This is a genomic window from Aeromonas sp. QDB31, from assembly GCF_027707605.1.
Taxonomy (GTDB): Bacteria; Pseudomonadota; Gammaproteobacteria; order Enterobacterales; family Aeromonadaceae; genus Aeromonas; species Aeromonas media.
The window spans coordinates 1-21,163 of sequence record NZ_JAPCIX010000030.1; the positions used below are offsets into that span (position 1 = coordinate 1).

General features: G+C 62.1%; 19 protein-coding genes, 6 tRNA genes and 1 pseudogene. 9 read left to right on the forward strand and 17 right to left on the reverse strand.

Annotation, left to right across the window (positions count from 1 at the left end):
- Window positions 1-187: 187 nt before the first annotated feature.
- Window positions 188-784: an HAD family hydrolase gene (locus PG898_RS19250; protein WP_226171895.1), complete on the reverse strand. Its 597-nt coding sequence runs from the start codon at window positions 782-784 to the stop codon at window positions 188-190.
- Window positions 785-955: 171 nt separating this feature from the next.
- Here PG898_RS19250 and PG898_RS19255 point away from each other — a divergent pair, with 171 nt between their 5' ends.
- Window positions 956-2,320, forward strand: coding sequence for an MDR family MFS transporter (locus PG898_RS19255; protein ID WP_270824893.1), 1,365 nt, complete (start codon window positions 956-958; stop codon window positions 2,318-2,320).
- Between the two features lie 103 nt (window positions 2,321-2,423).
- On the opposite strand, the gene PG898_RS19260 is transcribed toward PG898_RS19255, so the two are convergent.
- The 3 genes from PG898_RS19260 to yqfB all read right to left on the reverse strand — a co-directional run bounded on the left by PG898_RS19260 (window position 2,424) and on the right by yqfB (window position 4,212).
- Window positions 2,424-2,810 carry a DUF1622 domain-containing protein gene (locus tag PG898_RS19260; RefSeq protein ID WP_042648465.1) on the reverse strand — a complete coding sequence of 129 codons (387 nt, stop codon included), beginning with the start codon at window positions 2,808-2,810 and terminating at the stop codon, window positions 2,424-2,426.
- Between the two features lie 61 nt (window positions 2,811-2,871).
- Window positions 2,872-3,792 (reverse strand): alpha/beta hydrolase, encoded by a 921-nt coding sequence (locus tag PG898_RS19265; RefSeq protein WP_226171898.1) that lies wholly within the window; start codon window positions 3,790-3,792, stop codon window positions 2,872-2,874.
- A gap of 87 nt (window positions 3,793-3,879) precedes the next feature.
- On the reverse strand, window positions 3,880-4,212 hold the full coding sequence (yqfB, locus tag PG898_RS19270; RefSeq protein ID WP_270824894.1) for a N(4)-acetylcytidine aminohydrolase: 333 nt from the start codon (window positions 4,210-4,212) through the stop codon (window positions 3,880-3,882).
- Between the two features lie 269 nt (window positions 4,213-4,481).
- Between yqfB and PG898_RS19275 the strand changes: the two genes are divergently transcribed.
- On the forward strand, window positions 4,482-6,314 hold the full coding sequence (locus PG898_RS19275; RefSeq protein WP_226171901.1) for an SLC13 family permease: 1,833 nt from the start codon (window positions 4,482-4,484) through the stop codon (window positions 6,312-6,314).
- 195 nt (window positions 6,315-6,509) lie between these two features.
- Here PG898_RS19275 and PG898_RS19280 read toward each other — a convergent pair.
- The 13 genes and pseudogenes from PG898_RS19280 to lolB all read right to left on the reverse strand — a co-directional run bounded on the left by PG898_RS19280 (window position 6,510) and on the right by lolB (window position 14,070).
- Window positions 6,510-6,593: transfer RNA gene (locus PG898_RS19280), tRNA-Leu, on the reverse strand.
- 8 nt (window positions 6,594-6,601) lie between these two features.
- Window positions 6,602-6,678: transfer RNA gene (locus PG898_RS19285), tRNA-Met, on the reverse strand.
- 38 nt (window positions 6,679-6,716) lie between these two features.
- Window positions 6,717-6,791: transfer RNA gene (locus tag PG898_RS19290), tRNA-Gln, on the reverse strand.
- 12 nt (window positions 6,792-6,803) lie between these two features.
- Window positions 6,804-6,878 (reverse strand) — tRNA-Gln (locus PG898_RS19295).
- 17 nt (window positions 6,879-6,895) lie between these two features.
- A tRNA-Met gene (locus PG898_RS19300) sits at window positions 6,896-6,972 on the reverse strand.
- A gap of 235 nt (window positions 6,973-7,207) precedes the next feature.
- Entirely contained in the window at window positions 7,208-8,299 is a 1,092-nt protein-coding gene (ychF, locus tag PG898_RS19305; RefSeq protein ID WP_005330171.1) for a redox-regulated ATPase YchF, read from the reverse strand.
- 91 nt (window positions 8,300-8,390) lie between these two features.
- Window positions 8,391-8,483: pseudogene (locus PG898_RS19310) on the reverse strand (aminoacyl-tRNA hydrolase); the annotation flags it as partial.
- Between the two features lie 29 nt (window positions 8,484-8,512).
- Complete coding sequence (pth, locus tag PG898_RS19315) at window positions 8,513-9,109, reverse strand: aminoacyl-tRNA hydrolase (RefSeq protein WP_005330168.1); 597 nt, start codon at window positions 9,107-9,109, stop codon at window positions 8,513-8,515.
- Between the two features lie 197 nt (window positions 9,110-9,306).
- The gene (locus PG898_RS19320; RefSeq protein WP_270824895.1) at window positions 9,307-11,325 is read right to left on the reverse strand and encodes a bifunctional metallophosphatase/5'-nucleotidase; all 2,019 of its coding nucleotides are present in this window, start codon (window positions 11,323-11,325) and stop codon (window positions 9,307-9,309) included.
- 95 nt (window positions 11,326-11,420) lie between these two features.
- Complete coding sequence (locus PG898_RS19325; RefSeq protein ID WP_005330162.1) at window positions 11,421-12,368, reverse strand: ribose-phosphate pyrophosphokinase; 948 nt, start codon at window positions 12,366-12,368, stop codon at window positions 11,421-11,423.
- A gap of 173 nt (window positions 12,369-12,541) precedes the next feature.
- Window positions 12,542-12,616, reverse strand: a tRNA-Gln gene (locus tag PG898_RS19330).
- Complete coding sequence (gene ispE, locus PG898_RS19335) at window positions 12,596-13,492, reverse strand: 4-(cytidine 5'-diphospho)-2-C-methyl-D-erythritol kinase (protein ID WP_404801080.1); 897 nt, start codon at window positions 13,490-13,492, stop codon at window positions 12,596-12,598. The genes PG898_RS19330 and ispE overlap by 21 nt, the downstream gene beginning before the upstream one ends.
- A complete protein-coding gene (gene lolB / locus PG898_RS19340; protein WP_043133024.1) occupies window positions 13,492-14,070 on the reverse strand; it encodes a lipoprotein insertase outer membrane protein LolB in 579 nt (192 codons plus the stop codon). The genes ispE and lolB overlap by 1 nt, the downstream gene beginning before the upstream one ends.
- A gap of 125 nt (window positions 14,071-14,195) precedes the next feature.
- Between lolB and hemA the strand changes: the two genes are divergently transcribed.
- The 7 genes from hemA (at window position 14,196) to PG898_RS19375 (ending at window position 21,146) form a co-directional block, all read left to right on the forward strand.
- Entirely contained in the window at window positions 14,196-15,455 is a 1,260-nt protein-coding gene (gene hemA, locus PG898_RS19345) for a glutamyl-tRNA reductase (RefSeq protein ID WP_270824896.1), read from the forward strand.
- A 51-nt stretch (window positions 15,456-15,506) separates the two neighbouring features.
- On the forward strand, window positions 15,507-16,595 hold the full coding sequence (gene prfA, locus PG898_RS19350; protein WP_041205238.1) for a peptide chain release factor 1: 1,089 nt from the start codon (window positions 15,507-15,509) through the stop codon (window positions 16,593-16,595).
- Window positions 16,595-17,428, forward strand: coding sequence for a peptide chain release factor N(5)-glutamine methyltransferase (gene prmC / locus PG898_RS19355; protein WP_270824897.1), 834 nt, complete (start codon window positions 16,595-16,597; stop codon window positions 17,426-17,428). Before prfA ends, prmC begins: the two co-directional genes overlap by 1 nt.
- A gap of 42 nt (window positions 17,429-17,470) precedes the next feature.
- Window positions 17,471-17,854, forward strand: a complete 384-nt coding sequence (locus PG898_RS19360) for a SirB2 family protein (RefSeq protein WP_043133018.1) — start codon at window positions 17,471-17,473, stop codon at window positions 17,852-17,854.
- A gap of 11 nt (window positions 17,855-17,865) precedes the next feature.
- The gene (locus PG898_RS19365; RefSeq protein ID WP_042649337.1) at window positions 17,866-18,666 is read left to right on the forward strand and encodes a SirB1 family protein; all 801 of its coding nucleotides are present in this window, start codon (window positions 17,866-17,868) and stop codon (window positions 18,664-18,666) included.
- 37 nt (window positions 18,667-18,703) lie between these two features.
- The gene (gene kdsA, locus PG898_RS19370) at window positions 18,704-19,558 is read left to right on the forward strand and encodes a 3-deoxy-8-phosphooctulonate synthase (RefSeq protein WP_005330144.1); all 855 of its coding nucleotides are present in this window, start codon (window positions 18,704-18,706) and stop codon (window positions 19,556-19,558) included.
- Between the two features lie 304 nt (window positions 19,559-19,862).
- Window positions 19,863-21,146 carry a dicarboxylate/amino acid:cation symporter gene (locus tag PG898_RS19375; protein WP_226171909.1) on the forward strand — a complete coding sequence of 428 codons (1,284 nt, stop codon included), beginning with the start codon at window positions 19,863-19,865 and terminating at the stop codon, window positions 21,144-21,146.
- Window positions 21,147-21,163 lie beyond the last annotated feature (17 nt).

Genomic DNA, 21,163 nt, shown 5'->3' on the forward strand with positions numbered 1-21,163 from the left:
AATCGGCTCAAACATGAAGAAATGAAATGACTGAGTCAGCCGAGAAGAATTTCCCCGCTTATTCGCACCTTCCCTAGGTATCATCCGCATCACATGGCCTTGAGAACATCAAGCTAATGGTTCGAGATATAGAAGCGCCTCCTTTGTGGAGGCGTTTTTGTTGGCGGCAGGGGCTCATTTGCCCACTCTAGCGAGGGTAAAGTGCGCCCTGATCGACCAGCAAGGTGGTCATGCCGGCGGCCTTGCCCGCCTGAATGCCTATCCGGGTATCTTCAAACACCAGGCAGTTGGCCGGGTTGGCGCCGAGCAGCTCGGCCACTCTCAGGAAGGTGTCGGGATGGGGCTTGTGGTTAGTCACGTCATCGGCACTCACCAGCACGGGGATGAAGGCATCGAGCCCGGTCTGGCGCAGGATGTGCGCTGCATGTTCCCGGGTTGAGCCGGTGCCTATGCCCATGGGTACCTTGCCGTGGTAGCCCTTGACCAGCTCCCACATGGCGGGGAAGACGCTGACGCTGTCGATCCGCTCCAGATAGAGGGCAACCTTGCGGCGAGCGAAGGCCTCTATGTCGATGGCCAGCCCGTGCTGCTCGGCCAGCATGGCCACTATCTTGCGGGTGGGAATGCCGCCGTACTCGTTGAGCTGGGCCCGATCGAACGGCAGGCCGAATTCGGCGCTGGTGATCTCCCAGGCATCCAGGTGCAAGGGCATGGAGTCCACCAGGGTGCCGTCCATATCGAAGATCAGGGCGTCGTATTGTTCAAACTGGAACTGCTCGGACATGGGGTACTTCCTCCTCGGCTAAAAGAGCACACTACCAGATCCGCTCCCCGGATGCCGCGACCGCCGTCGTGGTGAGGCAGGCGGCGGGCTTGACCCTCGGCTGCTGATTTATGAGACAATCATGCGCTCTGCGCCTCGGGTGCCGGCATCTCACAGTAGCGAGCCTCTTTTATGTCCCCAAAAACCGTCTTCTCGAGCGTGGCCCTGGTGATCGCCCTGGGCTCACTGGAAAAGAGCATAGTCACCACCCCCTTGCCCATCATTGGCGCCGAGCTGAACGCCGGCGCCGCCCTCACCTGGGTGGTCACCGCCTACCTGCTGGCGGCCACCGCCGCCCTGCCCATATACGGCAAGCTGAGCGATCTGTTCGGCCGGGTACGGATGCTCAACATCGGCATAGGCCTGTTTCTGGCAGGGTCCGTGGCCTGTGCCCTGGCCCAGGATCTGACGACCCTGCTGGCGGCCAGGGTGTTGCAAGGGTTGGGGGGCGGGGGGCTGATCGCGCTCGCCTTCACCGTCATCGCCGACTGCATTCCCCCGCGGGAGGTGGGCAAGTATCAGGGCTACATCTCGGCGGTCTATGCAGTTTCCAGCATCGCCGGGCCCCTGCTCGGGGGCTACTTCACCGAGCAACTGAGCTGGCGCTGGATCTTCTGGATCAACCTGCCCCTCGGGGCCCTGGCGCTCTGGCTAGTGAACCGCAACCTGGGCCACCTCAATGTGCGCCGTTACAGCCGCTTCGACTGGAAGGGGGCGGGGCTGCTCATCACCGTCACCACCCTCTCTCTGCTGTTGCTCTCGCCGGAAGCCACGCTGTCCGCCATCTGGCTGGCGGCGGGGCTGGCTCTGGCCCTGCTGTTGCTGATCCTGGTGGAGCGACGGGCCCAGGATCCCATACTGCCCGCCCATCTGGCCCGCTTGCCCGGTTATCTGGTGAGCGTGCTGTTGGCGCTGGCCTCGCAACTGCTGATGTTCGCCGTGCTGGTCTACCTGCCGCTGCAGATGCAGTGGCAGAAGGGGATGGGAGCCAGCGAGAGCGGCCTCTACATGGTGATCTTCATGGTCTGCATCACGGCGGGGGCCTTCGTCGGCGGCAAGCTGATTGGCCACTCCGGTCATTACAAGCGCTTCGTGGTGGTGGGCTTCGCCCTGGCGGCGCTGGCCCTGTGGCAAATTCACTTCGATCTCTTTGCCAATCTGGGGCTGGGCTTCGCCGGTCTGGGGCTGGGGCTGGTGCTGCCGGCCCTCTCGGTGGTGGTGCAAAACGCCCTGCCGCGGGAAGATCGCGGCATCGGCATGTCCCTGTTCAACTTCGGCCGCGAGCTGGGGGGCGCGGTCGGGGTGGCCATCTGCGCCGTGCTGTTCCACGGGGCCCTGCCGGCCGGGACCAGCCATAACCTGGCGAGCCTGAGCCCCGCCGAGCTGGCACCGGGGTTCAGCGCCACCTATGTGGGCATGGCACTGATCGCCAGCGCCGCTCTGCTCATCACCCTGCTGGCCCTGAAACGCCACGAGCTGGCCAGCATGCCGGCCTGATGGCTGCTATCCGATACAAAGAGGGCTCCCCGCGGGGAGCCCTCTTCATTGGTGCAGGCTGGAGCCTTTCTTCCCGTTTCGCGGCCTTCTGTCAGTCTGCCGCTTATCGGGCGTCGGGGCGGGAGGGCAACCTGACCGGCTCGGGTCGCTGGCGCTCGGTCTGGGCGTCCAGCTCCTTGCCGAGGAAGTAGTTCAGGAAGGTGCGGATCACCGCGATGATGGCGAGGCGGACAAGCTCCTCCTTGCTCGGCGCGACCGTGGTGGCCAGGATGTCGGCGGCGAGCTGGAACTCCAGAGCCAGGATGAGCCAGCTGCCGAAGCAGAGGCGGATGCGGGGAAAACCGGGTTCGTGATCCCGCACCCGTGCCGCCAGCCAGAGGGTCTTGCCCAGCCCTGTCACCACGCAGGCGATAGAGATGATCTCCAGCAGCAGCTGGAACAGCTCGACCCCGTGCATCATGCCCTCTCTCAGGCTCGCTATCTCAAACACTCGGGTCACCTCCCTGATTCAAAAGGGACACTTTTAACACGGCATGGGGGAAGGATCCAACTCAGAGCCCCTTGAGCAGCATGGCGACCTGTGCGAGAACATGACGGGCCGCAGGGCTGATGCTCGCCAGCTGGAAGAAACCGTGGATCACCCCGAGCTGTCGCTGACAGGTAGCCGTAACACCGGCTTGCAGCAGTTTGCCATACAAGGCCTCTCCCTCGTCACGCAGGGGATCGTACTCGGCCGTGAGGATATGGGTGGGCGGCAGTCCCGCAAGATCAGGATGGTGCAGCGGGCTCGCCTCGGGATGGCTGGTGGGCAGCCTGCCCAGATAGGCCTGAAACCCGCTGAGCAGCATGTCGCGAGTGATAAGGTAGTCCTCACCGAGCTGTTGATAGCTGTCACTATCGCCCGCAGCATCGAGCATGGGGTAGATGAGGATCTGGGCGGCGGGCAGTGCCGCTCCCGCCGCCTTGAGCCGCAAGGTGGTGACCAGGGCGAGGTGGCCGCCGGCACTGTCGCCTGCGAGTGCGACTCGCCCGGGATCGCCGTGCCACTGCGGCAGCCCGGCCATGATGGCGAGAGTCGCTGCCAGCGCGTCGTCATGGGCGGCAGGATAGGTATGCTCGGGGGCGAGGCGGGTATGTACGGCAAACACCAGGGCATGGGCACTGTTGCACAACATCCGCATCTGGCGATCGTGGGTCTCGAAATCCCCGCTGACGAAACAGCCGCCGTGGAAATAGATCAGCACCGGATAAGTGGTGGAAGGGGGGGATTTGGGCTGGTAGAGCCGGATGGCGTAGTGATCGGCCTGCCACTCCTCGATGGCGCCCACCTCTTCCCGCTCGCCCCCCAAGACGGCAGAGGCAAGATAGCCCTCACGCCTGGTCTGCCAGCTCAGCTTGCTTGCCTTGGGGCGACCCGCGGCGATGAAGTCCGCCACCATGGCGGCGATGGCAGGTTCAAGTTGTGTGTTCATGCTGCACCGTTAGCTGTATATAAATACAGGCATTGTGCGCTTTTGGCCTGAGAGTGCAACCGGGGTTAGCTGAGGCAGCTCACAAAATCAGGCTTCAATCAGTGTGAATTCAATTACATAGAGCGGCGGCAGTGCGGGGTAGATGTCCCGGATGACCGCCTTGAGCTCGGCGAGGGTCATGTTCTCCTGGCGAGCGTGCTCGTCGGTCAGCTCATCGAAGGCCACGGGGGTGACCGAGAGCACCTCTATGGCACCAAAGGGCTGGTACTCCGGGTTGGTGAAGAGCGCGAGGCGCTGGCCGGACTGCCAGTTGGCCTCGCTCTCGTCGCGGATGGTGATGGTCTTGCGGCCGGACTGGATATCGGCGACGAAGCGGCCGAAGAAGGTGAATTCCGGGTAGATTGGGGTGTGAACAGACATTTTCTCTCCGAAGGACAAGGGGTGAGCAGGGGCCGGATCAGCCAGTGGCTGGCCCATTCTAGGTGTGCCGGGGAGGGCGCGCAGCACTTTTTGCCAGACGGGCGCTGGGGCGCTTGCTCTGCCCTGCAAAGTGGCTGCAAGTGAACCCGAATGTGCGATGATGTGGGCTCCTCTTTCTTGATATGTAACAAAATGGAGGGGGACTGGCTGTGGTCTGATGGCGTCTGGCGCGGTTCTCCGCCCGGCGGACATGAACGAAAGGAGCGAGTGTGAATTCCGAGTTGATCTGGGTGCTCAGCATGCTGGTGGGTGCCATCTTCCTGTTTATTACCAACAGGGTGCGCATGGATGTGGTGGCCTTGTTGATCATCATCCTGTTCGTGTTGAGCGGCACCCTGACCTTGCCACAGGCGTTGGCGGGGTTCAGCGATCCCAACGTCATCCTGATCGCCGCCCTGTTCGTGGTGGGGGATGGCTTGGTACGCACCGGCATCGCCTATCAGGTAGGGGATGCCCTGGTGAAGGTGGCGGGCAGCAGCGAGACCCGGTTGCTGGTGCTGCTGATGGTGGCGGTGGCGACCCTGGGGGCCGTGATGAGCTCAACCGGTGTGGTGGCCATCTTCATCCCCGTGGTACTGAGCGTGGCGAACCGGATGGGGATCCCTGCCGGACGGCTGATGATGCCCCTCGGCTTTGCCGGTCTCATCAGCGGCATGATGACGCTGGTGGCCACCCCGCCCAACATGGTGGTGAACAGCGAGCTGATGCGCCACGACATCCAGGGCTTCGGCTTCTTCGGTTTCACCCCCATGGGGGTGCTGATCCTCGGGCTGGGGGTAATCTACATGCTGCTGATGCGTAACCGTCTGGTGCGCGAGGGGGAAGAGGGCAAAGGCAAGCAGGCGGGGCGCAGCACAATGCGCGATCTCATCCGCGACTATCGCCTGGCCGGGCGGGCGCGCCGCCTGGCGATCCGCCCCGATTCTCCCCTGATAGGCCAGACCCTGGACGAGCTGCAACTGCGTGCCCGCTTCGGCGCCAACGTCATCGGGCTGGAACGCTGGCGCAAGTTTCGGCGGGTGATGGTGACCGTTTCCGGCGTCACCGAGTTCCAGGCCAAGGACGTACTGCTCATCGACATGTCCGACCCCGAGGTGGACGTGCGGGAGTTTTGCAGCGAGGCGCGGCTCGAGCCCATGATATTGCGCGGAGAGTATTTCTCGGATCAGGCGCGGGAGGTGGGTATGGCCGAGGTCTCCCTCATTCCCGAATCCCGCCTGCTCGGCAAGAGCATCCGCGAGGTGGCGTTTCGTTCCCGCTACGGCCTGAGCGTGGTGGGGATCCGCCGCAATGGTGAGGCGCTCACCGGCAAGCTGGTGGATGAGCCGCTGCTGATGGGTGACAGCCTGCTGGTGGTGGGCAACTGGAGCCTCATTCGCCAGTTGCAGACCCACCACCGGGACTTCCTGCTGCTCGGCCTGCCCGCCGAGGTGGATGAGATGGCGCCGGCCCGCAGCCAGGCCATCCACGCCTTGATTGCCCTCACGGTCATGATAGTGCTGATGGTGACGGATCCCGTGCCCAACGTCATAGCGGCGCTCATCGCCTGCCTGCTGATGGGCAAGTTCCGCTGCATCGACATGGAGAGCGCCTACAAGTCCATCCACTGGCCGACCCTGATCCTGATCGTCGGCATGCTGCCCTTTGCCTTGGCGTTGCAGAAGACCGGCGGGGTGGATCTCATCGTCGGCGCGCTGATCTCGGCGGTAGGGGAGATGGGGCCCCGTGTCATGCTGGCCAGCCTGTTCGTGCTCTGCGCGGCCATCGGGCTCTTTATCTCCAACACGGCCACCGCTGTGCTGATGGCGCCCATTGCGCTCGGCACTGCCCAGCAGATGGGGGTCTCTCCCTATCCCTTCGCCATGACCATCGCCATTGCCGCCTCGGCGGCCTTCATGACGCCGGTCTCCTCACCGGTCAATACCCTGGTGCTCGGGCCCGGCAACTACAAGTTCATGGACTTCGTCCGCGTGGGCGTGCCGTTTACGGTGCTGGTGATGGTGGTGAGCGTCATCGCCATCCCCTGGTTCTTCCCGTTCTGAGCACGTTTGAGGGAGACAAGGAGTGCAAGCGGCCTGCGGGCCGCTTTTTATTGGCTATCCTTCCCGACGCTGTGGGATGAGGTTCGGGCTGACAAGGTAGTGAGCAGGGAGAACGGCAGGGAAGGAGAGGAGACAAGGGCTGAAATCCGGGCACAAAAAAACCAGCATAAGCTGGTCTGTTTGGTACTGCCTTGATGGTGCGGAAGGAGAGACTCGAACTCTCACGCCTAGGGCGCCAGAACCTAAATCTGGTGCGTCTACCAATTTCGCCACTTCCGCAATATTAATGGTGGCTATGACGGGATTCGAACCTGTGACCCCCGCATTATGAGTGCGATGCTCTAACCAACTGAGCTACATAGCCGTTTGTTATCGACCACCAAGTGGAAGAGAACAAAATAATGGCTGGGGTACTAGGATTCGAACCTAGGGATGGCGAGATCAAAACCCGCTGCCTTACCGCTTGGCGATACCCCAACGGANNNNAAATGGCTGGGGTACTAGGATTCGAACCTAGGGATGGCGAGATCAAAACCCGCTGCCTTACCGCTTGGCGATACCCCAACTGAACAACTTGTAAATGGTGGCTATGACGGGATTCGAACCTGTGACCCTCGCATTATGAGTGCGATGCTCTAACCAACTGAGCTACATAGCCAACCGTGCTTCCAGTGAGTCGTTGCCTCGTCACTGTGCGGCCGGAATTATGCGTATCTGGCTCTGGGGCGTCAACCCTTTTTTTGCCAGAAAAACCGAATTTGGGTGCGTTTGGCGAGTTATTGGACGCTGTCGCGCAAAAGCCCAACAATCTGGTTTTTTTTGCGACATTTGGCAGCAGATCCGCAACCTGCGCCCATAACAAAGAGGCCAGCAAATGCTGGCCTCTCATGGGGTTAGACGTTGAACAGGAAGTTCATGATATCGCCATCCTTGACGATGTAGTCTTTCCCTTCGGCGCGCATCTTGCCCGCTTCCTTGGCGCCTTGCTCACCCTTGTAGGTGATAAAGTCGTCGAAGGCGATGGTCTGGGCACGAATAAAGCCTTTTTCAAAGTCGGTGTGGATCTTGCCCGCCGCCTGCGGGGCGGTGGCGCCGACCGGAATGGTCCAGGCGCGCACTTCCTTCACCCCGGCGGTGAAGTAGGTCTGCAGGTTCAGCAGCTCGTAACCTGAGCGGATCACCCGGTTCAGACCCGGCTCTTCGATCCCCAGATCGGCCATGAACTCGGCGCGGTCGGCGTCGTCCAGCTCGGCGATGTCCGCCTCGATGGCGCAGCAGACCACCACCACAACGGCGTTCTCGGCGGCGGCGATTTCACGCACCTTGTCGAGGAAGGGGTTGTTGTCGAAGCCATCTTCCGCCACGTTGGCGATGTACATGGTGGGTTTCAGGGTCAGGAAGTTGAGGTGGGCAACGGCCGCCAGCTCTTCCTTGTCCAGCTTCATGCCGCGGATCATCTGGCCGTTTTCCAGGGCAACCCGAATCTTTTCCAGGGTTTCCACTTCCAGCTTGGCATCCTTGTCGCCGCCCTTGGCGCGCTTGGACTGACGGTGGATTGCGCGCTCGCAGGCGTCCAGATCCGACAGGGCCAATTCGGTATTGATCACCTCGATGTCATCGGCCGGGGAGACCTTGCCTGCCACGTGGATGATGTTCTCGTCCTCGAAGCAGCGCACCACGTGACCGATGGCTTCGGTCTCGCGGATGTTGGCCAGGAACTGGTTGCCCAGACCCTCGCCCTTGGAGGCGCCCGCCACCAGACCGGCGATGTCCACGAACTCCATGGTGGTCGGCACCACGCGCTGGGGGTTGATGATGGCCGCCAGCTGGTCGAGGCGGGGATCCGGCATGGGGACCACACCCGTGTTCGGCTCAATGGTGCAGAACGGGAAGTTGGCGGCTTCGATGCCGGCCTTGGTCAGCGCATTGAACAGGGTGGATTTGCCTACATTGGGCAGGCCCACGATACCGCATTTAAAACCCATGAATTGTTACCTTACGTGATGGATGCTGTGAGGGGCCACGCGGGCAGCCCTGTCATATTGTGCGAGCCTGACTCATGTCAGGCATCTGTATTCAGACTTTCTCGGCCTTGAAGCTGTGCAGCCGGTTCATGGCCTTGGTCATATCTTGTTTGAACAGGATATCGGTGGCGTGTAGATCGGAATTCGTCCAGTGCACCACCGACCAAAATCGGTTCAAACTTTCTCGGCCTTGAAACTGTGTAAACGATTCATAGCCTTGGTCATGTCCTGCTTGAACAGGATGTCGGTGGCGCGCAAAGACTCATCCAGTGCGGCCTCGATCAGGCTCTGTTCACTGCTGGGCGCCTTGGTCAGCACGAAACCGGCGACCAGCTCCTTGGCACCGGGATGACCTATCCCGAGGCGCAGCCGGAAGAAGTTATTGTTGTTGCCCATCCTGGCGATGATGTCTTTCAGGCCATTGTGGCCGCCGTGACCGCCGCCCTGCTTGAACTTGGCGATGCCGGGGGGCAGATCCAGTTCGTCGTGGGCCACTAGTATCTCTTCGGGAACTATCTGGTAGAAGCGGGCCAGGGCCGCCACCGCCTTGCCGGAGAGGTTCATATAGGTGTTCGGGATGAGCAGCCGCACATCCTGCCCCTCCACCAGGAAGCGGGCGGTGTGGCCGAAGAACTTGGGCTCTTCGCGCAGGCTGACATTGTGCCAGCGGGCCAACTGCTCCACATACCAGGCTCCCGCGTTGTGGCGGGTCTTGGCATATTCGGGGCCGGGATTACCCAGCCCGACAATCAGTTTGATTTGATGCGTCACGCTTGATGTCTTCACTCGCTACTTGCCATGAGCGGATGGCCCGGGGCAATGGGACGCAATATTCTAGCCGCCGAGTGGCGATCACTCAACCAAAGCTCGGCGAGCCGGAGGAATAACCCGTGAACCGGGTGCCAACGGCCGCTAAAACGGGCCCCTTGTCGAGGCCCGTGTTGGTTTGTGTTGGCTGGGGTGGCGCCTTATTTGGACCGCAGCAGTGTGACCGTCTCTTCATCCAGGGCGGTCAGCAGGGGGCGGGTATAACGCACATAGTCCACGAACGAGGCTGCGTCTGTGCCGCAATCCACCTTGGCCGCCTTGCAGTCGAGGGCCTTACCCGGCCCATAGACGGCGCTGAGCTGTTCGCCACGCTGCGCCACTGCCAGCACCGGGAAGGCGGTCAGCTGACCCGCAACCCAGGCGAGATCCACGCGCTCGGCACTCTTGTTCTCTGGACTCTGGCTCTCTGGACTCTGGCGCTGGGCCCGTGCCAGGGTCTGCCAGCCGTCGTTGCCGTTGGCGCTGTAGGCGTTGGTCATCACCCGATAGCGCTTTGCATCCACCAGATCCTGCCACTGACCCTCGGCCGTTTTCCACTGCAGCCGGGTCAGCTGGCCCGCCTTGCCTGCTTCGGTCTCCTGGAAGGTGTAACGCAGGTGGCCGCCATAGGGGAATTTGCCCGCATGGGCGCTGGCGGGCAGGGTGGCCGTGATGGTTTCGGTCAGCAAGGCGCGCACCTCGGCACCGGAGAGGGTCAGTACGCTGAGCGGGTTCTTGAACGGCAGCAGGCTGAGGGCCGCCTCTCCCTGCCGCAGTTCACCGGCGGGCAGGTCGGCGCGCACGCCCCCCACCGCCAGCAGGGCGAAGTCGACCGGACCGCCGGTCAGGGCCTTCACCTGCGGGGTGTTGGCCCAGTGGTATTGACCTTCCGCCACCAGGGGAGCGACGTCGGAGCCGTGGCTGTCGCTGCCGTTGTCGCCGGGGCGACGGGCATTTTGCAGCGGCGCGGGAAGGGTGCCGATGACGGGGCCGTAGGCCTGCTCCAGCGCCGGCTTGTAGTGGCTGTCGATGATGCCGCGCAGGCGGGGATCTTCATCCACCGTCACCAGGTTGGGCTGGGCGTCGATGAACTTGCCGGCCTGCTGGCTGCGGGTTTCGTCGAGCACCTGCTGGCGGGCCGGATCGGCGAAGAAGTCGCGGCTGGCCAGCAGCTGGTTCTGGCCCTTGCAGGCGATGACCCGGCCCTGGGCGTCGAAACTTACCCGGGTCAGGCCGATGGCCTGGGCGTAGGAGCCCGCCTGCACCACGCAGGTCAGGCCCACGCCGTCCGGATTGGTGACCAACTGGGCGTATTCCCCCGTCTTGCCCCAGCCGATGTTGCGAAAGTCACCGAGCAGGCTGTGGGAGTGGCCGCCGACGATGGCATCAAAGCCGTTTACCTTGGCCGCCAACGCCAAATCCCGCGCGTTGCCGATATGGGTCAGGGCGACGATCCGCTTGATCCCCCTGGCTTGCAGCAGGTCGACCGTGGCCTGGGCCGAGGCCACCTCCTTGGCAAAGCGCAGCTTGCCGACGTTGGGGGAGATGTTGGCCATGTCCTCCAGCACCAGCCCGATGACGGCGACCAGCTGTTTGTCTGCTGGCAGATGGTCGAGATCGGTGACCGGGCTCTTCTGGTTGCCGTCGAAGGCGTAGATGACGAACGGCTTGAGGTTGCTTGCCCGACTCAGATCCGGATCGTCGCGGCTGTCCAGATTGGCTGCCAGCACCGGGAAGTTCACCCCCTCGATGAAGCGGGCGAGCTTCTGATTGTCGAGATCGAACTCGTGGTTGCCAAGGGCCATGGCATCCAGGCCGAACTGGCTTAGCAGTTCGGCATTGGCCATCCCCTCGTTGAGCTTGAAGTAGCCGCTGCCCTGCCAGGCATCGCCGCCGTGCAGCAGCAACAGCGGCTGGTTCTTGGCGAGCGCCTCGGCCTGGTAGGCTTTCGTCATGGTGAGCAGGCGGGGATAACCGCCGAGGCGGGTGTAGAGGGTATCTGCTTCCCCCTGCTTGCCAAAGAGGGCTCCCTTCAACACGGCGTTGACCGGGTCGAACTGGGAGTGGGTATCGTTCATGTGTGCCAGGGTCAGGGTGAAGGGCGGATCCTGCTGGCCGGTCAGGCAGGCAGAGAGCAGGGCGCACAGGGGGAGGAGAGTGAGGAGACGCAAGCACTTCATGGGGACTTCCTTAACCTGCGGGGGCAGGGCATTGCTTTGACCGGCTTGAAAAAACAAAAACCGCCAGTTGGCGGTTTTTGTCACAACGGGGTTTATCAATGCTCAAACATGGCAGAGATGGACTCTTCGTTGCTGATACGACGAATGGCTTCCGCCAGTACGGTTGACAGGGTCAGCTGCTTGACCTTGCCGATCGCCTTCATCTCCGCGGTGAGCGGAATGGAGTCGGTGATGATCAGCTCGTCGATGACCGAGTTCTTGATGTTCTCCACGGCGGTGCCGGAGAAGACCGGGTGGGTCGCATAGGCGAACACGCGCTTGGCACCGCGCTCTTTCAGCGCTTCGGCCGCTTTGCACAGGGTGCCGCCGGTGTCGATCATGTCGTCGACGATGACGCAGTCACGGCCTGCCACGTCACCGATCAGGTGCATGACCTGGGAGACGTTCGGACGGGGACGACGCTTGTCGATGATGGCGATGTCGGTGTCGTCCAGCAGCTTGGCGATGGCACGGGCACGGACCACGCCGCCGATGTCCGGCGAGACGACCACGGGAGACTCGAGGTTCTTGGCTTTCATGTCTTCCAGCAGCACAGGGCTGCCGAACACGTTGTCGACGGGGACGTCGAAGAAGCCCTGGATCTGCTCGGCATGCAGGTCAACGGTCAACACACGGTCCACACCCACGCTGGAGAGGAAGTCGGCGACAACCTTGGCGGTGATGGGCACACGGGCGGAGCGGACGCGGCGGTCCTGACGGGCATAACCAAAGTAGGGGATAACGGCAGTGATACGGCCAGCTGAAGCACGACGCAGTGCATCCACCATGACGATCAATTCCATCAAATTGTCGTTGGTCGGGGCACAGGTGGATTGAATGATGAAGATATCGCCACCGCGTACATTCTCGTTGATCTGTACGCTGATCTCGCCGTCGCTAAAGCGACCTACGGCAGCATTGCCGAGTTTGATAAACAGGCGATCTGCGATCTTCTGGGCTAGTTCCGGCGTTGCGTTACCAGCAAACAGCTTCATGTCAGGCACGGTTTGAAACCTCGGGGTTGCATCCAGTATGTGGGGAGTCTGATTCAGACCCATATCGTTTGGGGGCAAACGATTTATCAAGAGAACGGACAAGGTCTCTGGAAGCTCTGTGGTGGCGCCGGATTACCCGGGTGGACGGCAGAACCGTCACCTTCGGCACCATCACGTCAGATTGGCTGGGGTACTAGGATTCGAACCTAGGAATGGCGAGATCAAAACCCGCTGCCTTACCGCTTGGCGATACCCCAATCACTGACTTGTTGCAAAGTGACGAAGAGTGGTGATATGTTCTCGCCCTTGGCGACAAACCCATCCCAGCCTTCCGGCACCCTTGCCAACACCTTCCGAGCAGCCACTTCGTCTTCAAATTGAGCAAAGACGCAGGCGCCAGTGCCCGTCATTCTTGACGGCGCGTATTCTAGCAACCAGCCGAGCGCATTGGCAACCTCGGGGTGGCGCTTTTTCACCAGCAATTCGCAATCGTTTTTCCAGACACCTTCCAGCAGGTTGTGCAATGTCATCCTGGGGGTGTTGCGATGCAGATCGGGATCCTGAAAAACCGCCGCCGTTGCCACATGGCAATCGGGTTTGAGCACCAGATACCAGGCGCTCGGCACCTCGACCGGTTGCAGCTTCTCGCCAACCCCTTCCGCAAACGCGGCCCGGCCGCGCACGAACACAGGCACGTCGGCCCCTAGCTGCACGCCGAGCTGCGCCAGCTCGTCTTCGCCGAGCCCCGCCTGCCAGAGATGATTCAGGGCCACCAGAGTGGTGGCGGCGTCAGACGAGCCGCCGCCGATGCCGCCCCCCATGGGTAACACCTTCTCCAGCCGGATATGGGCCCCCATCGGGCTTGGCAGCCTCCCCTGCAACAGGCGGGCGGCACGGATGATGAGGTTCTGTTCATCCGGCACGCCGGGGATGGCCGGGCTCAGGGTGAGCAGGTCGGTATCGGCGAGCGGCTCGAATTCCAGCCAGTCACCGTGATCGAGGAAGATGAACAGGGTCTGCAGCTCGTGATAGCCGTCGGGACGGCGGCCGTTGACGTGCAGGAAGAGGTTGAGCTTGGCCGGTGCCGGCCAGCGGATCGGCGTTTTCGGCGCGATCTGGTCTGGGAGGCTCATCATGGCGCCAGGGTCCATTGGTTGATCTGCAACTTGAGGCGGCTGCCCTGGCCGGTCATGGTCAGCAGGTGGGGCAGCCGGTAGTTGTCCTGATCCCGGTAGTCCCCATAGACGATCTGCCACTGACCGTCGCGCACCGAGGCCAGGCTGGCATCGGGGTTGAGCTCGAATTCGGCCTGGCCTGGCAGCCCCTTGATCCACTCCGGCAACCCGGTGACCGGAATATTCCAGCCGGTGAGCTGATAGACGAGGGCCTCGGCATCCTGGCTCTGGTGCACCTTGCCCTCGTTGTCGGTCAGGGTGATCTCACCCTTGCTGCGGGAGAGTTCCAGGATATGGGTGCCGATGAGGCTGGTGAGGTTGAGGCGATAGTCATCGCCGTTTTGCTGCCAGTTGAGGCGCGCGCTGCCCTTCTGGCGCGCCGTGATGATGGCCATCTTGCCCGACAGTTCCCAGTGGGTCAGCTGTTCGAGACGGGCCCGTTCCTGCTGCCAGTTGACCTGATCCCGCTGGGGTTGAGTGGTGGTACAGCCGGCCAGTGCCAGCAGGCAGGCAAGGGAGAAGATACGCAAGAACAAGGTCGTGCTCCGGATAAGAGGTTTGCCACAGTATAAGGGGCGGCCGTATCGCTTTTAAAGACTTACCCTTTCTCGTACAATTGTCGGCCTTCATACCCTGTGCACGAAACGATCATCACCCACCCATGAGTCTGCTTGCCCTCGGAATCAACCACAACACCGCCAGTGTCGCCTTGCGGGAACGGGTCGCATTTGGCCCGGACTGCATCGATCGCGCCTTGCGTGAGCTGGTGGAGCAGCCCGGCGTCAGCGAGGCGGTGATCGTCTCCACCTGCAATCGCACCGAGCTTTACTGCAGCCTGGAACAAGGGCAGGGGGAGCAGGTGCTGAGCTGGTTGCAGCGGTTCCACGCGCTGGAGGCGAGCGAGGTGCTCTCCGCCATCTACCGCCACCAGGACGAGGAGGTGGTGCGCCACCTGATGCGGGTGGCCTGCGGGCTCGACTCCCTGGTGCTGGGCGAGCCGCAGATCCTAGGGCAGATCAAGCAGTCCTACGCCCACGCCCAGCAGGCGGAAGCGGTGAAGGGCTCCCTCGAGCGCCTGTTCCAGAAATCCTTCTCGGTGGCGAAACGGGTGCGTACCGACACCGAGATCGGCGCCAGCGCGGTGTCGGTGGCCTTCGCCGCCGTCAGCCTGGGGAAACGCATCTTCTCCGATCTCTCCCAGACCAAGGTGTTGCTGGTGGGCGCCGGCGAGACCATAGAGCTGGTGGCCCGCCACCTGCGCGAGCAGAGCGTCACCCAGATGATGGTGGCGAACCGCACCCTGCAGCGGGCCCAGCTGCTGGCCGAGGAGTTCGGCGCCCAGGTGATGACGCTGGAAGAGATCCCGGACTACCTGCACGAGGCGGACATCGTCATCAGCTCCACCGCCAGCCCCCTGCCCATCATCGGCAAGGGCATGGTGGAGCGCGCGTTGAAGGCCCGCCGCTTCAAGCCCATGTTCCTGGTGGACATCGCCGTGCCGCGGGACATCGAGGCCGAGGTGGACGAGCTCTCCGATGCCTATCTCTACACGGTGGACGATCTGCAGGGGATCATCGAGCAGAACCTGGAGACCCGCAAGCGGGCGGCCGCCGAGGCCGAGCTCATCGTGCAGGAAGAGCGTGACGACTTCATGGGCTGGTATCGCAGCCAGCACTCTGTGGATCTCATTCGCGATTACCGCCACCAGGCCCAGCAGGTGGCGGATGAAGAGTTGCAGCGTGCCCTGCTGGCCCTGCAACAGGGCGAGAATGCCGAGCAGGCGCTCAAGGCCCTGACCCATCGCCTCACCAACAAGTTGATCCACGCACCTACCCAGGCCCTGCGCCAGGCCGCAGCTCAGGGGGACAGCCACAAGCTGTCCCAGCTGCGTCAGGTGCTGGGGTTGTCACAAGAGTCATAGTTTGGGGGTGGCCAGCCGGCTGCCCCTACCTCCATCGAGAACACAAGATTTATGAACCCGTCATTGATCAGAAAGCTGGAAGGCCTCATCGAGCGCCACGAAGAAGTACAGGCCCTGCTCGGCGAGCCCGGGGTCGCCTCGGATCAGGACAGATACCGTGCCCTGACCCGGGAATATGCCCAGCTCGAAGACATAGTGCACGCCTTCCAGCGCTTCCGTCAGGCAGAGGAGAACCTCGAGACCACCAAGATGATGCTGGAAGAGGATGACGCCGACCTGCGCGAGATGGCGCAGGAGGAGCTGCCGCTCGCCAAGGCGACCTTCGAGGAGCAGGAGCAGGCGCTGCAGGTGATGCTGCTGCCGCGGGACCCCAAGGATGACAACAACTGTTATCTCGAGATCCGTGCCGGCGCCGGTGGCGACGAGGCGGCCATCTTCGCGGGGGATCTGTTCCGCATGTATTCCCGCTACGCCGAACGCCAAGGCTGGCGCGTTTCCATCGTCAGCTGCAACGACGGCGAGCACGGTGGCTACAAGGAGGTGATCGCCAAGGTGGACGGCGAGCACGTCTACGGTCGCCTCAAGTTCGAGTCCGGCGGTCACCGGGTACAGCGGGTACCCGAGACCGAATCCCAGGGCCGGGTGCATACCTCCGCCTGTACCGTGGCCGTGCTGCCGGAAGTGCCGGAAGCCGAACAGATCGAGATCAACCCCTCCGAGCTGAAGATCGACACCTTCCGCGCCTCCGGGGCCGGTGGTCAGCACGTCAACAAGACCGACTCCGCCATCCGCATCACCCACCTGCCCACCGGGCTGGTGGTGGAGTGCCAGGATGAGCGCTCCCAGCACAAGAACCGCGCCAAGGCGATGTCTGTGCTCTCTGCCCGCCTGCAGGCGGCCGAGGACGAGCGTCACCGCGCCGCCGAGCAGAGCACCCGCCGCAACCTGGTGGGCTCAGGCGATCGCTCCGAGCGTATCCGCACCTACAACTACCCCCAGGGTCGCCTCTCCGAGCACCGCATCAACCTCACCCTCTATCGGCTGGGGGAGATCCTCGAAGGGGATCTGGATTGCGTCATCACGCCCCTGGTGCAGGAGTATCAGGCGGATCAGCTCGCCTCCCTGGCCGAGAGCAACTGATGCAGATCCAGCAGGCTCGTGCCCACATCATGGCGACCCTGGTCTTTGGGGAATCCCCCCGTGCCGACGCCGATGCGCTGCTCTGCCATCTGCTGGGTTGCCGGCGCAGCTACCTGATGACCTGGCCTGAACGTGAGCTCGATGCCGCCCAGCAGGCCACCCTGCAAGGGTGGCTTGACCGTCGGCTGGCCGGTGAACCCATCGCCCACCTCATCGGTGAGCGGGAGTTCTGGTCCCTGCCGCTCAAGGTGAGCCCGGCCACCCTGATCCCGCGCCCCGACACCGAGGTGCTGGTGGAGCAGGCGCTGGCGCGCTTGCCGGCCGGCCCCTGTGCCCTGCTGGATCTCGGCACCGGCACCGGCGCCATCGCGCTGGCGCTCAAGTCAGAGCGACCGGATGCCGATGTATGGGCGGTGGATCGGATGCCGGACGCCGCCGTCCTGGCCCGCGCCAACAGCGCCGCCCTGGGGTTGCCCATCGCAGTGCGGGACGGCAGCTGGTTCGAGCCCCTGGCGGATGCACCGCGTTTTGCGATGATCGTCTCCAATCCGCCCTATATCGACGGGGCGGATCCCCATCTCGACGAGGGGGATGTGCGCTTCGAGCCGCGCTCCGCCCTGGTGGCGGACGAGCAGGGGCTGGCGGACATTCGCCTGATAATCGCCGGTGCCCCCGCCCATCTGTGCCCGGGGGGCTGGCTCCTGCTGGAGCACGGTTGGGAGCAGGGGGCAGTGGTGCGTCAGCTTCTGCTGCAACAGGGCTACTGCCAGGTGGAAACCGTGCGGGATTATGGGGATAACGAGCGGGTGACCCTGGGTCGTCTGGCGCCGTGATGATGACGGGCGGAACTGTCCGCCCCTGTGCAAGGAAACCATATGTATGTTGTTCTCAAACATCTGCACCTCACCCTGATTGTCGGGGCCGTGCTGATGTTCATGCTGCGCTTTTACTGGGCCCAAACCGGCTCCATTCATGCCCGTAACGGCCGGGTGCTGCAGGCCAGCGGCTGGCTCAATGGCCTGGTGGTGCTCTCCGGCGTGCTGCTCTGCATGGTGCTGGATCTCAATCCCCTCAACAACGGGATCCCCTGGCTCAGCGAGAAGCTGAGCGCCGTGCTGGCGGTGGCCTTCCTCGGCATGATGGCGCTGCGCCTGGCGCGCAGCAACAGCATCCGCTGGTTTGCCTTCCTGGGCGCCTTGGGGTGGATCTTCTTTATCGCCAAGCTGGCGGTGCAAAAGCAGGCCAACCTGTTCGGTTAGGGATGACGACGATGATACGTGTGGATGAGTGGACCGACTTCGAGGCCCACGACCTGGCCGAACTGGCGCTGTCGGTGAGCGACGAGATCCTGGGCCATGGCGGCGCGGGAGAGGCCGAGCTGGCCCGCCTCGATACCTGGCTGGACGAGGCCATAGTCGAAGGGGACTGTGACGAGGTGCGCCGTCAGCTGCTGCAGGGCTTCTACCAGACCTTAGGGTTTCGGGGCGACTGGCAGGATTATTTCTCTGCCGCCAACTGCGACCTGAACCAGGTGCTGGTGCAGCGCAAGGGCATACCGGTGAGCCTTGGCATCCTCATCATCCAGCTGGGTCGCAAGATTGGCCTGGATGTGGAAGGGATCTGCTTCCCGGGCCATTTCCTGGTGAGCTTCGCCGGTCTGGAGGGGGAGGTCTATGTGGACCCCTTCAACGGTGACGAGCTGAGCCTGCATCGCATCGAGCTGCTGCTGCGCGGTGCCCTCGGCAACCTGGCTACCTTAAGCGATGACCATCTGCAGCCTGCAGGACAGTGGGAGATCATCGAACGCCTGCTCAACGTCAACAAGGGGGCCCTGCTGCGGGAGGAGCGCATGACAGAAGCATTGCGCTGCAGCGAGCTGCTGCTGCGCATGAAGCCCGGTGATCCGCTGGAGACGCGGGATCGGGGCTTCATCTACGAGCAACTCGATTGCCCCCGCTTCGCCGCCGACGATTTTGAATACTTTATTGAACAATGCCCGGACGATCCTGTGGCCGATGTGCTGAAAACCCAGCTGGCCAGCCTGGATCTTAGCCCCAAGCCCCTCCATTGAGGGGTCTGGGGAAGCCTCTTTACTTAAGGATGCCGAGATGGAACAGAAGAATATCAAGATCAACGCGATCGACGTCGCCAACGACAAACCCTTCGTGCTGTTTGGCGGCATGAACGTGCTGGAATCCCGCGACATGGCGATGGCGGTGTGCGAGAAGTACGTGGAAGTGACCAGCAAGCTGGGCATCCCGTTCGTGTTCAAGGCGAGCTGGGACAAGGCCAACCGCTCCTCCATCCACTCCTACCGCGGTCCGGGTCTGGAAGAGGGGATGAAGATCTTCCAGGAGCTCAAGGCGACCTTCGGTATGCCGGTCATCTCGGATCTGCACGAAGTGCATCAGGCCAAGCCGGTTGCCGAGGTGGTGGATGTCATCCAGCTGCCCGCCTTCCTGGCGCGCCAGACCGATCTGGTGGAGGCCATGGCCCGCACCGGCAACGTCATCAACATCAAGAAGCCGCAGTTCCTGAGCCCGAGTCAGATGAAGAACATCACCGACAAGTTCGAGGAGTGCGGCAACGATCAGCTGATCCTGTGCGAGCGCGGTGCCAACTTCGGTTATGACAACCTGGTGGTGGACATGCTGGGCCTGGGGGTGATGAAGAAGACCACAGGTGGTTATCCGGTGATTTTCGACGTGACCCACTCCCTGCAGTGCCGCGACCCGCTGGGAGCGGCCTCAGGCGGTCGCCGTGATCAGGTGACCGAGCTGGCTCGTGCCGGCATGGCGGTCGGTCTGGCCGGTCTCTTTATCGAGTCACACCCGGACCCGAAAGTGGCCCGTTGCGATGGCCCGAGCGCCCTGCCGCTGGAGAAGCTGGAAGGCTTCCTCAAGCAGATGAAGGCCATCGACGACCTCATCAAGGGCTTCGAACCGCTGGATACCTCCGTCTGATCCAGCACGCCGGTTTAGTGATGCCAGGTGCCCCGCCATGCGGGGCATTTTTATATCCAGAATGTTTTCATTGGGGTCTTAAATACATCGCCGACCAAATACATTCAGGTTGCTGTGGTGTTAATGGTGTTAAATATGTTGTGTGATTGATGTCTCTTAATTGCTTCTTATAACGTGTGAAAGTGGCGCCGTTGCGATGACGAAATAGCATGACGCCAGCGAGATAAGGATATTGTCTCGTGACGGTGCCCTGCATGCCTATTTCTGCCATATGAGATGTCAATTAATTAACAGGACGTTAATCATGCACAAGAAAGTATTTAGCAGCCTTTATTTCCAGGTGCTGCTCGCGATCACCCTGGGGGTATTTCTGGGACATGTCTATCCCGACCTCGGGGCTGATATGAAGCCGCTGGGTGATGGCTTCGTGAAATTAATCAAGATGATCATTGCCCCCGTTATTTTCTGCACAGTGGTGACCGGCATCGCCGGCATGGAGAGCATGAAGGCGGTGGGGAAAACCGGTGCCATCGCGCTGCTCTACTTCGAGGTGGTGAGTACCATAGCCCTGGTCATCGGGCTGTGCGTGGTCAACCTGCTGCAACCCGGGGTCGGCATGAACGTGGATCCCGCCACGCTGGATGCCAGCGCCATCTCGGCCTATGCCGAACAAGCCAAGTCCCAGGGCATCATCGCCTTCCTGCTTGACGTGATCCCGGCCAGCGTGATCGGTGCCTTTGCCAGCGGCAACATTCTTCAGGTGTTGCTGTTTGCGGTGTTGTTTGGCTTCTCCCTGCATCATATCGGCGAGAAGGGGAAATTAGTCTTCAATATGATCGACAGCTTCTCCCAGGTTATTTTCGGCATCATCAACATGATCATGAAACTGGCACCGTTTGGCGCCTTTGGTGCCATGGCGTTTACCATAGGGAAATATGGTATCGGCTCGCTGGTTCAGCTCGGCCAGTTAATTGCCTGCTTCTATGTGACTTGCCTGTTATTCATCTTCATGGTGCTGGGCAGCATTGCCAGGGCAAATGGCTTCAGCATAGTGCGCTTTATTTCCTATATTCGGGAAGAGCTGCTGATCGTACTGGGGACTTCCTCTTCCGAATCCGTATTGCCGCGCATGCTGGTGAAGATGGAGGCGCTCGGCTGCAAGAAGTCGGTGGTGGGCCTGGTGATCCCGACCGGTTACTCCTTCAACCTGGATGGCACCTCCATCTACCTGACCATGGCGGCCGTCTTCATCGCTCAGGCGACCAATACGCCGCTGGATCTGTTCCAGCAATTCACCCTGCTGGTGGTACTGCTCATCTCCTCCAAGGGGGCGGCCGGGGTCACCGGCAGCGGCTTCATCGTGCTGGCGGCTACCATCTCTGCGGTGGGGCATCTGCCGCTCGCCGGGTTGGCGCTGATCCTGGGGATAGATCGCTTCATGTCGGAGGCGCGTGCTCTGACCAACCTGATCGGCAACGGGGTGGCCACTGTGGTGGTGGCGCGTTACTGCGGTCAGCTCGATGAGCAGCAGATGAACGAGGTGCTCGCCAACCCGGCCACCGTACAGAAGGTCAATCAGCACGGATAGCTGCCAGGCGTTACCCA

Coding starts and splice junctions, on each gene's coding strand:
- ychF (WP_005330171.1), bottom strand. CDS start 8,299: ATGGGTTTTAAATGCGGTATCGTGGGCCTGCCCAATGTAGGCAAATCC.
- hemA (WP_270824896.1), top strand. CDS start 14,196: ATGAGTCTGCTTGCCCTCGGAATCAACCACAACACCGCCAGTGTCGCC.
- prmC (WP_270824897.1), top strand. CDS start 16,595: ATGCAGATCCAGCAGGCTCGTGCCCACATCATGGCGACCCTGGTCTTT.
- yqfB (WP_270824894.1), bottom strand. CDS start 4,212: ATGTCTGTTCACACCCCAATCTACCCGGAATTCACCTTCTTCGGCCGC.
- PG898_RS19360 (WP_043133018.1), top strand. CDS start 17,471: ATGTATGTTGTTCTCAAACATCTGCACCTCACCCTGATTGTCGGGGCC.
- PG898_RS19255 (WP_270824893.1), top strand. CDS start 956: ATGTCCCCAAAAACCGTCTTCTCGAGCGTGGCCCTGGTGATCGCCCTG.
- kdsA (WP_005330144.1), top strand. CDS start 18,704: ATGGAACAGAAGAATATCAAGATCAACGCGATCGACGTCGCCAACGAC.
- PG898_RS19365 (WP_042649337.1), top strand. CDS start 17,866: ATGATACGTGTGGATGAGTGGACCGACTTCGAGGCCCACGACCTGGCC.
- PG898_RS19320 (WP_270824895.1), bottom strand. CDS start 11,325: ATGAAGTGCTTGCGTCTCCTCACTCTCCTCCCCCTGTGCGCCCTGCTC.
- prfA (WP_041205238.1), top strand. CDS start 15,507: ATGAACCCGTCATTGATCAGAAAGCTGGAAGGCCTCATCGAGCGCCAC.
- PG898_RS19250 (WP_226171895.1), bottom strand. CDS start 784: ATGTCCGAGCAGTTCCAGTTTGAACAATACGACGCCCTGATCTTCGAT.
- ispE (WP_404801080.1), bottom strand. CDS start 13,492: ATGAGCCTCCCAGACCAGATCGCGCCGAAAACGCCGATCCGCTGGCCG.
- PG898_RS19265 (WP_226171898.1), bottom strand. CDS start 3,792: ATGAACACACAACTTGAACCTGCCATCGCCGCCATGGTGGCGGACTTC.
- PG898_RS19375 (WP_226171909.1), top strand. CDS start 19,863: ATGCACAAGAAAGTATTTAGCAGCCTTTATTTCCAGGTGCTGCTCGCG.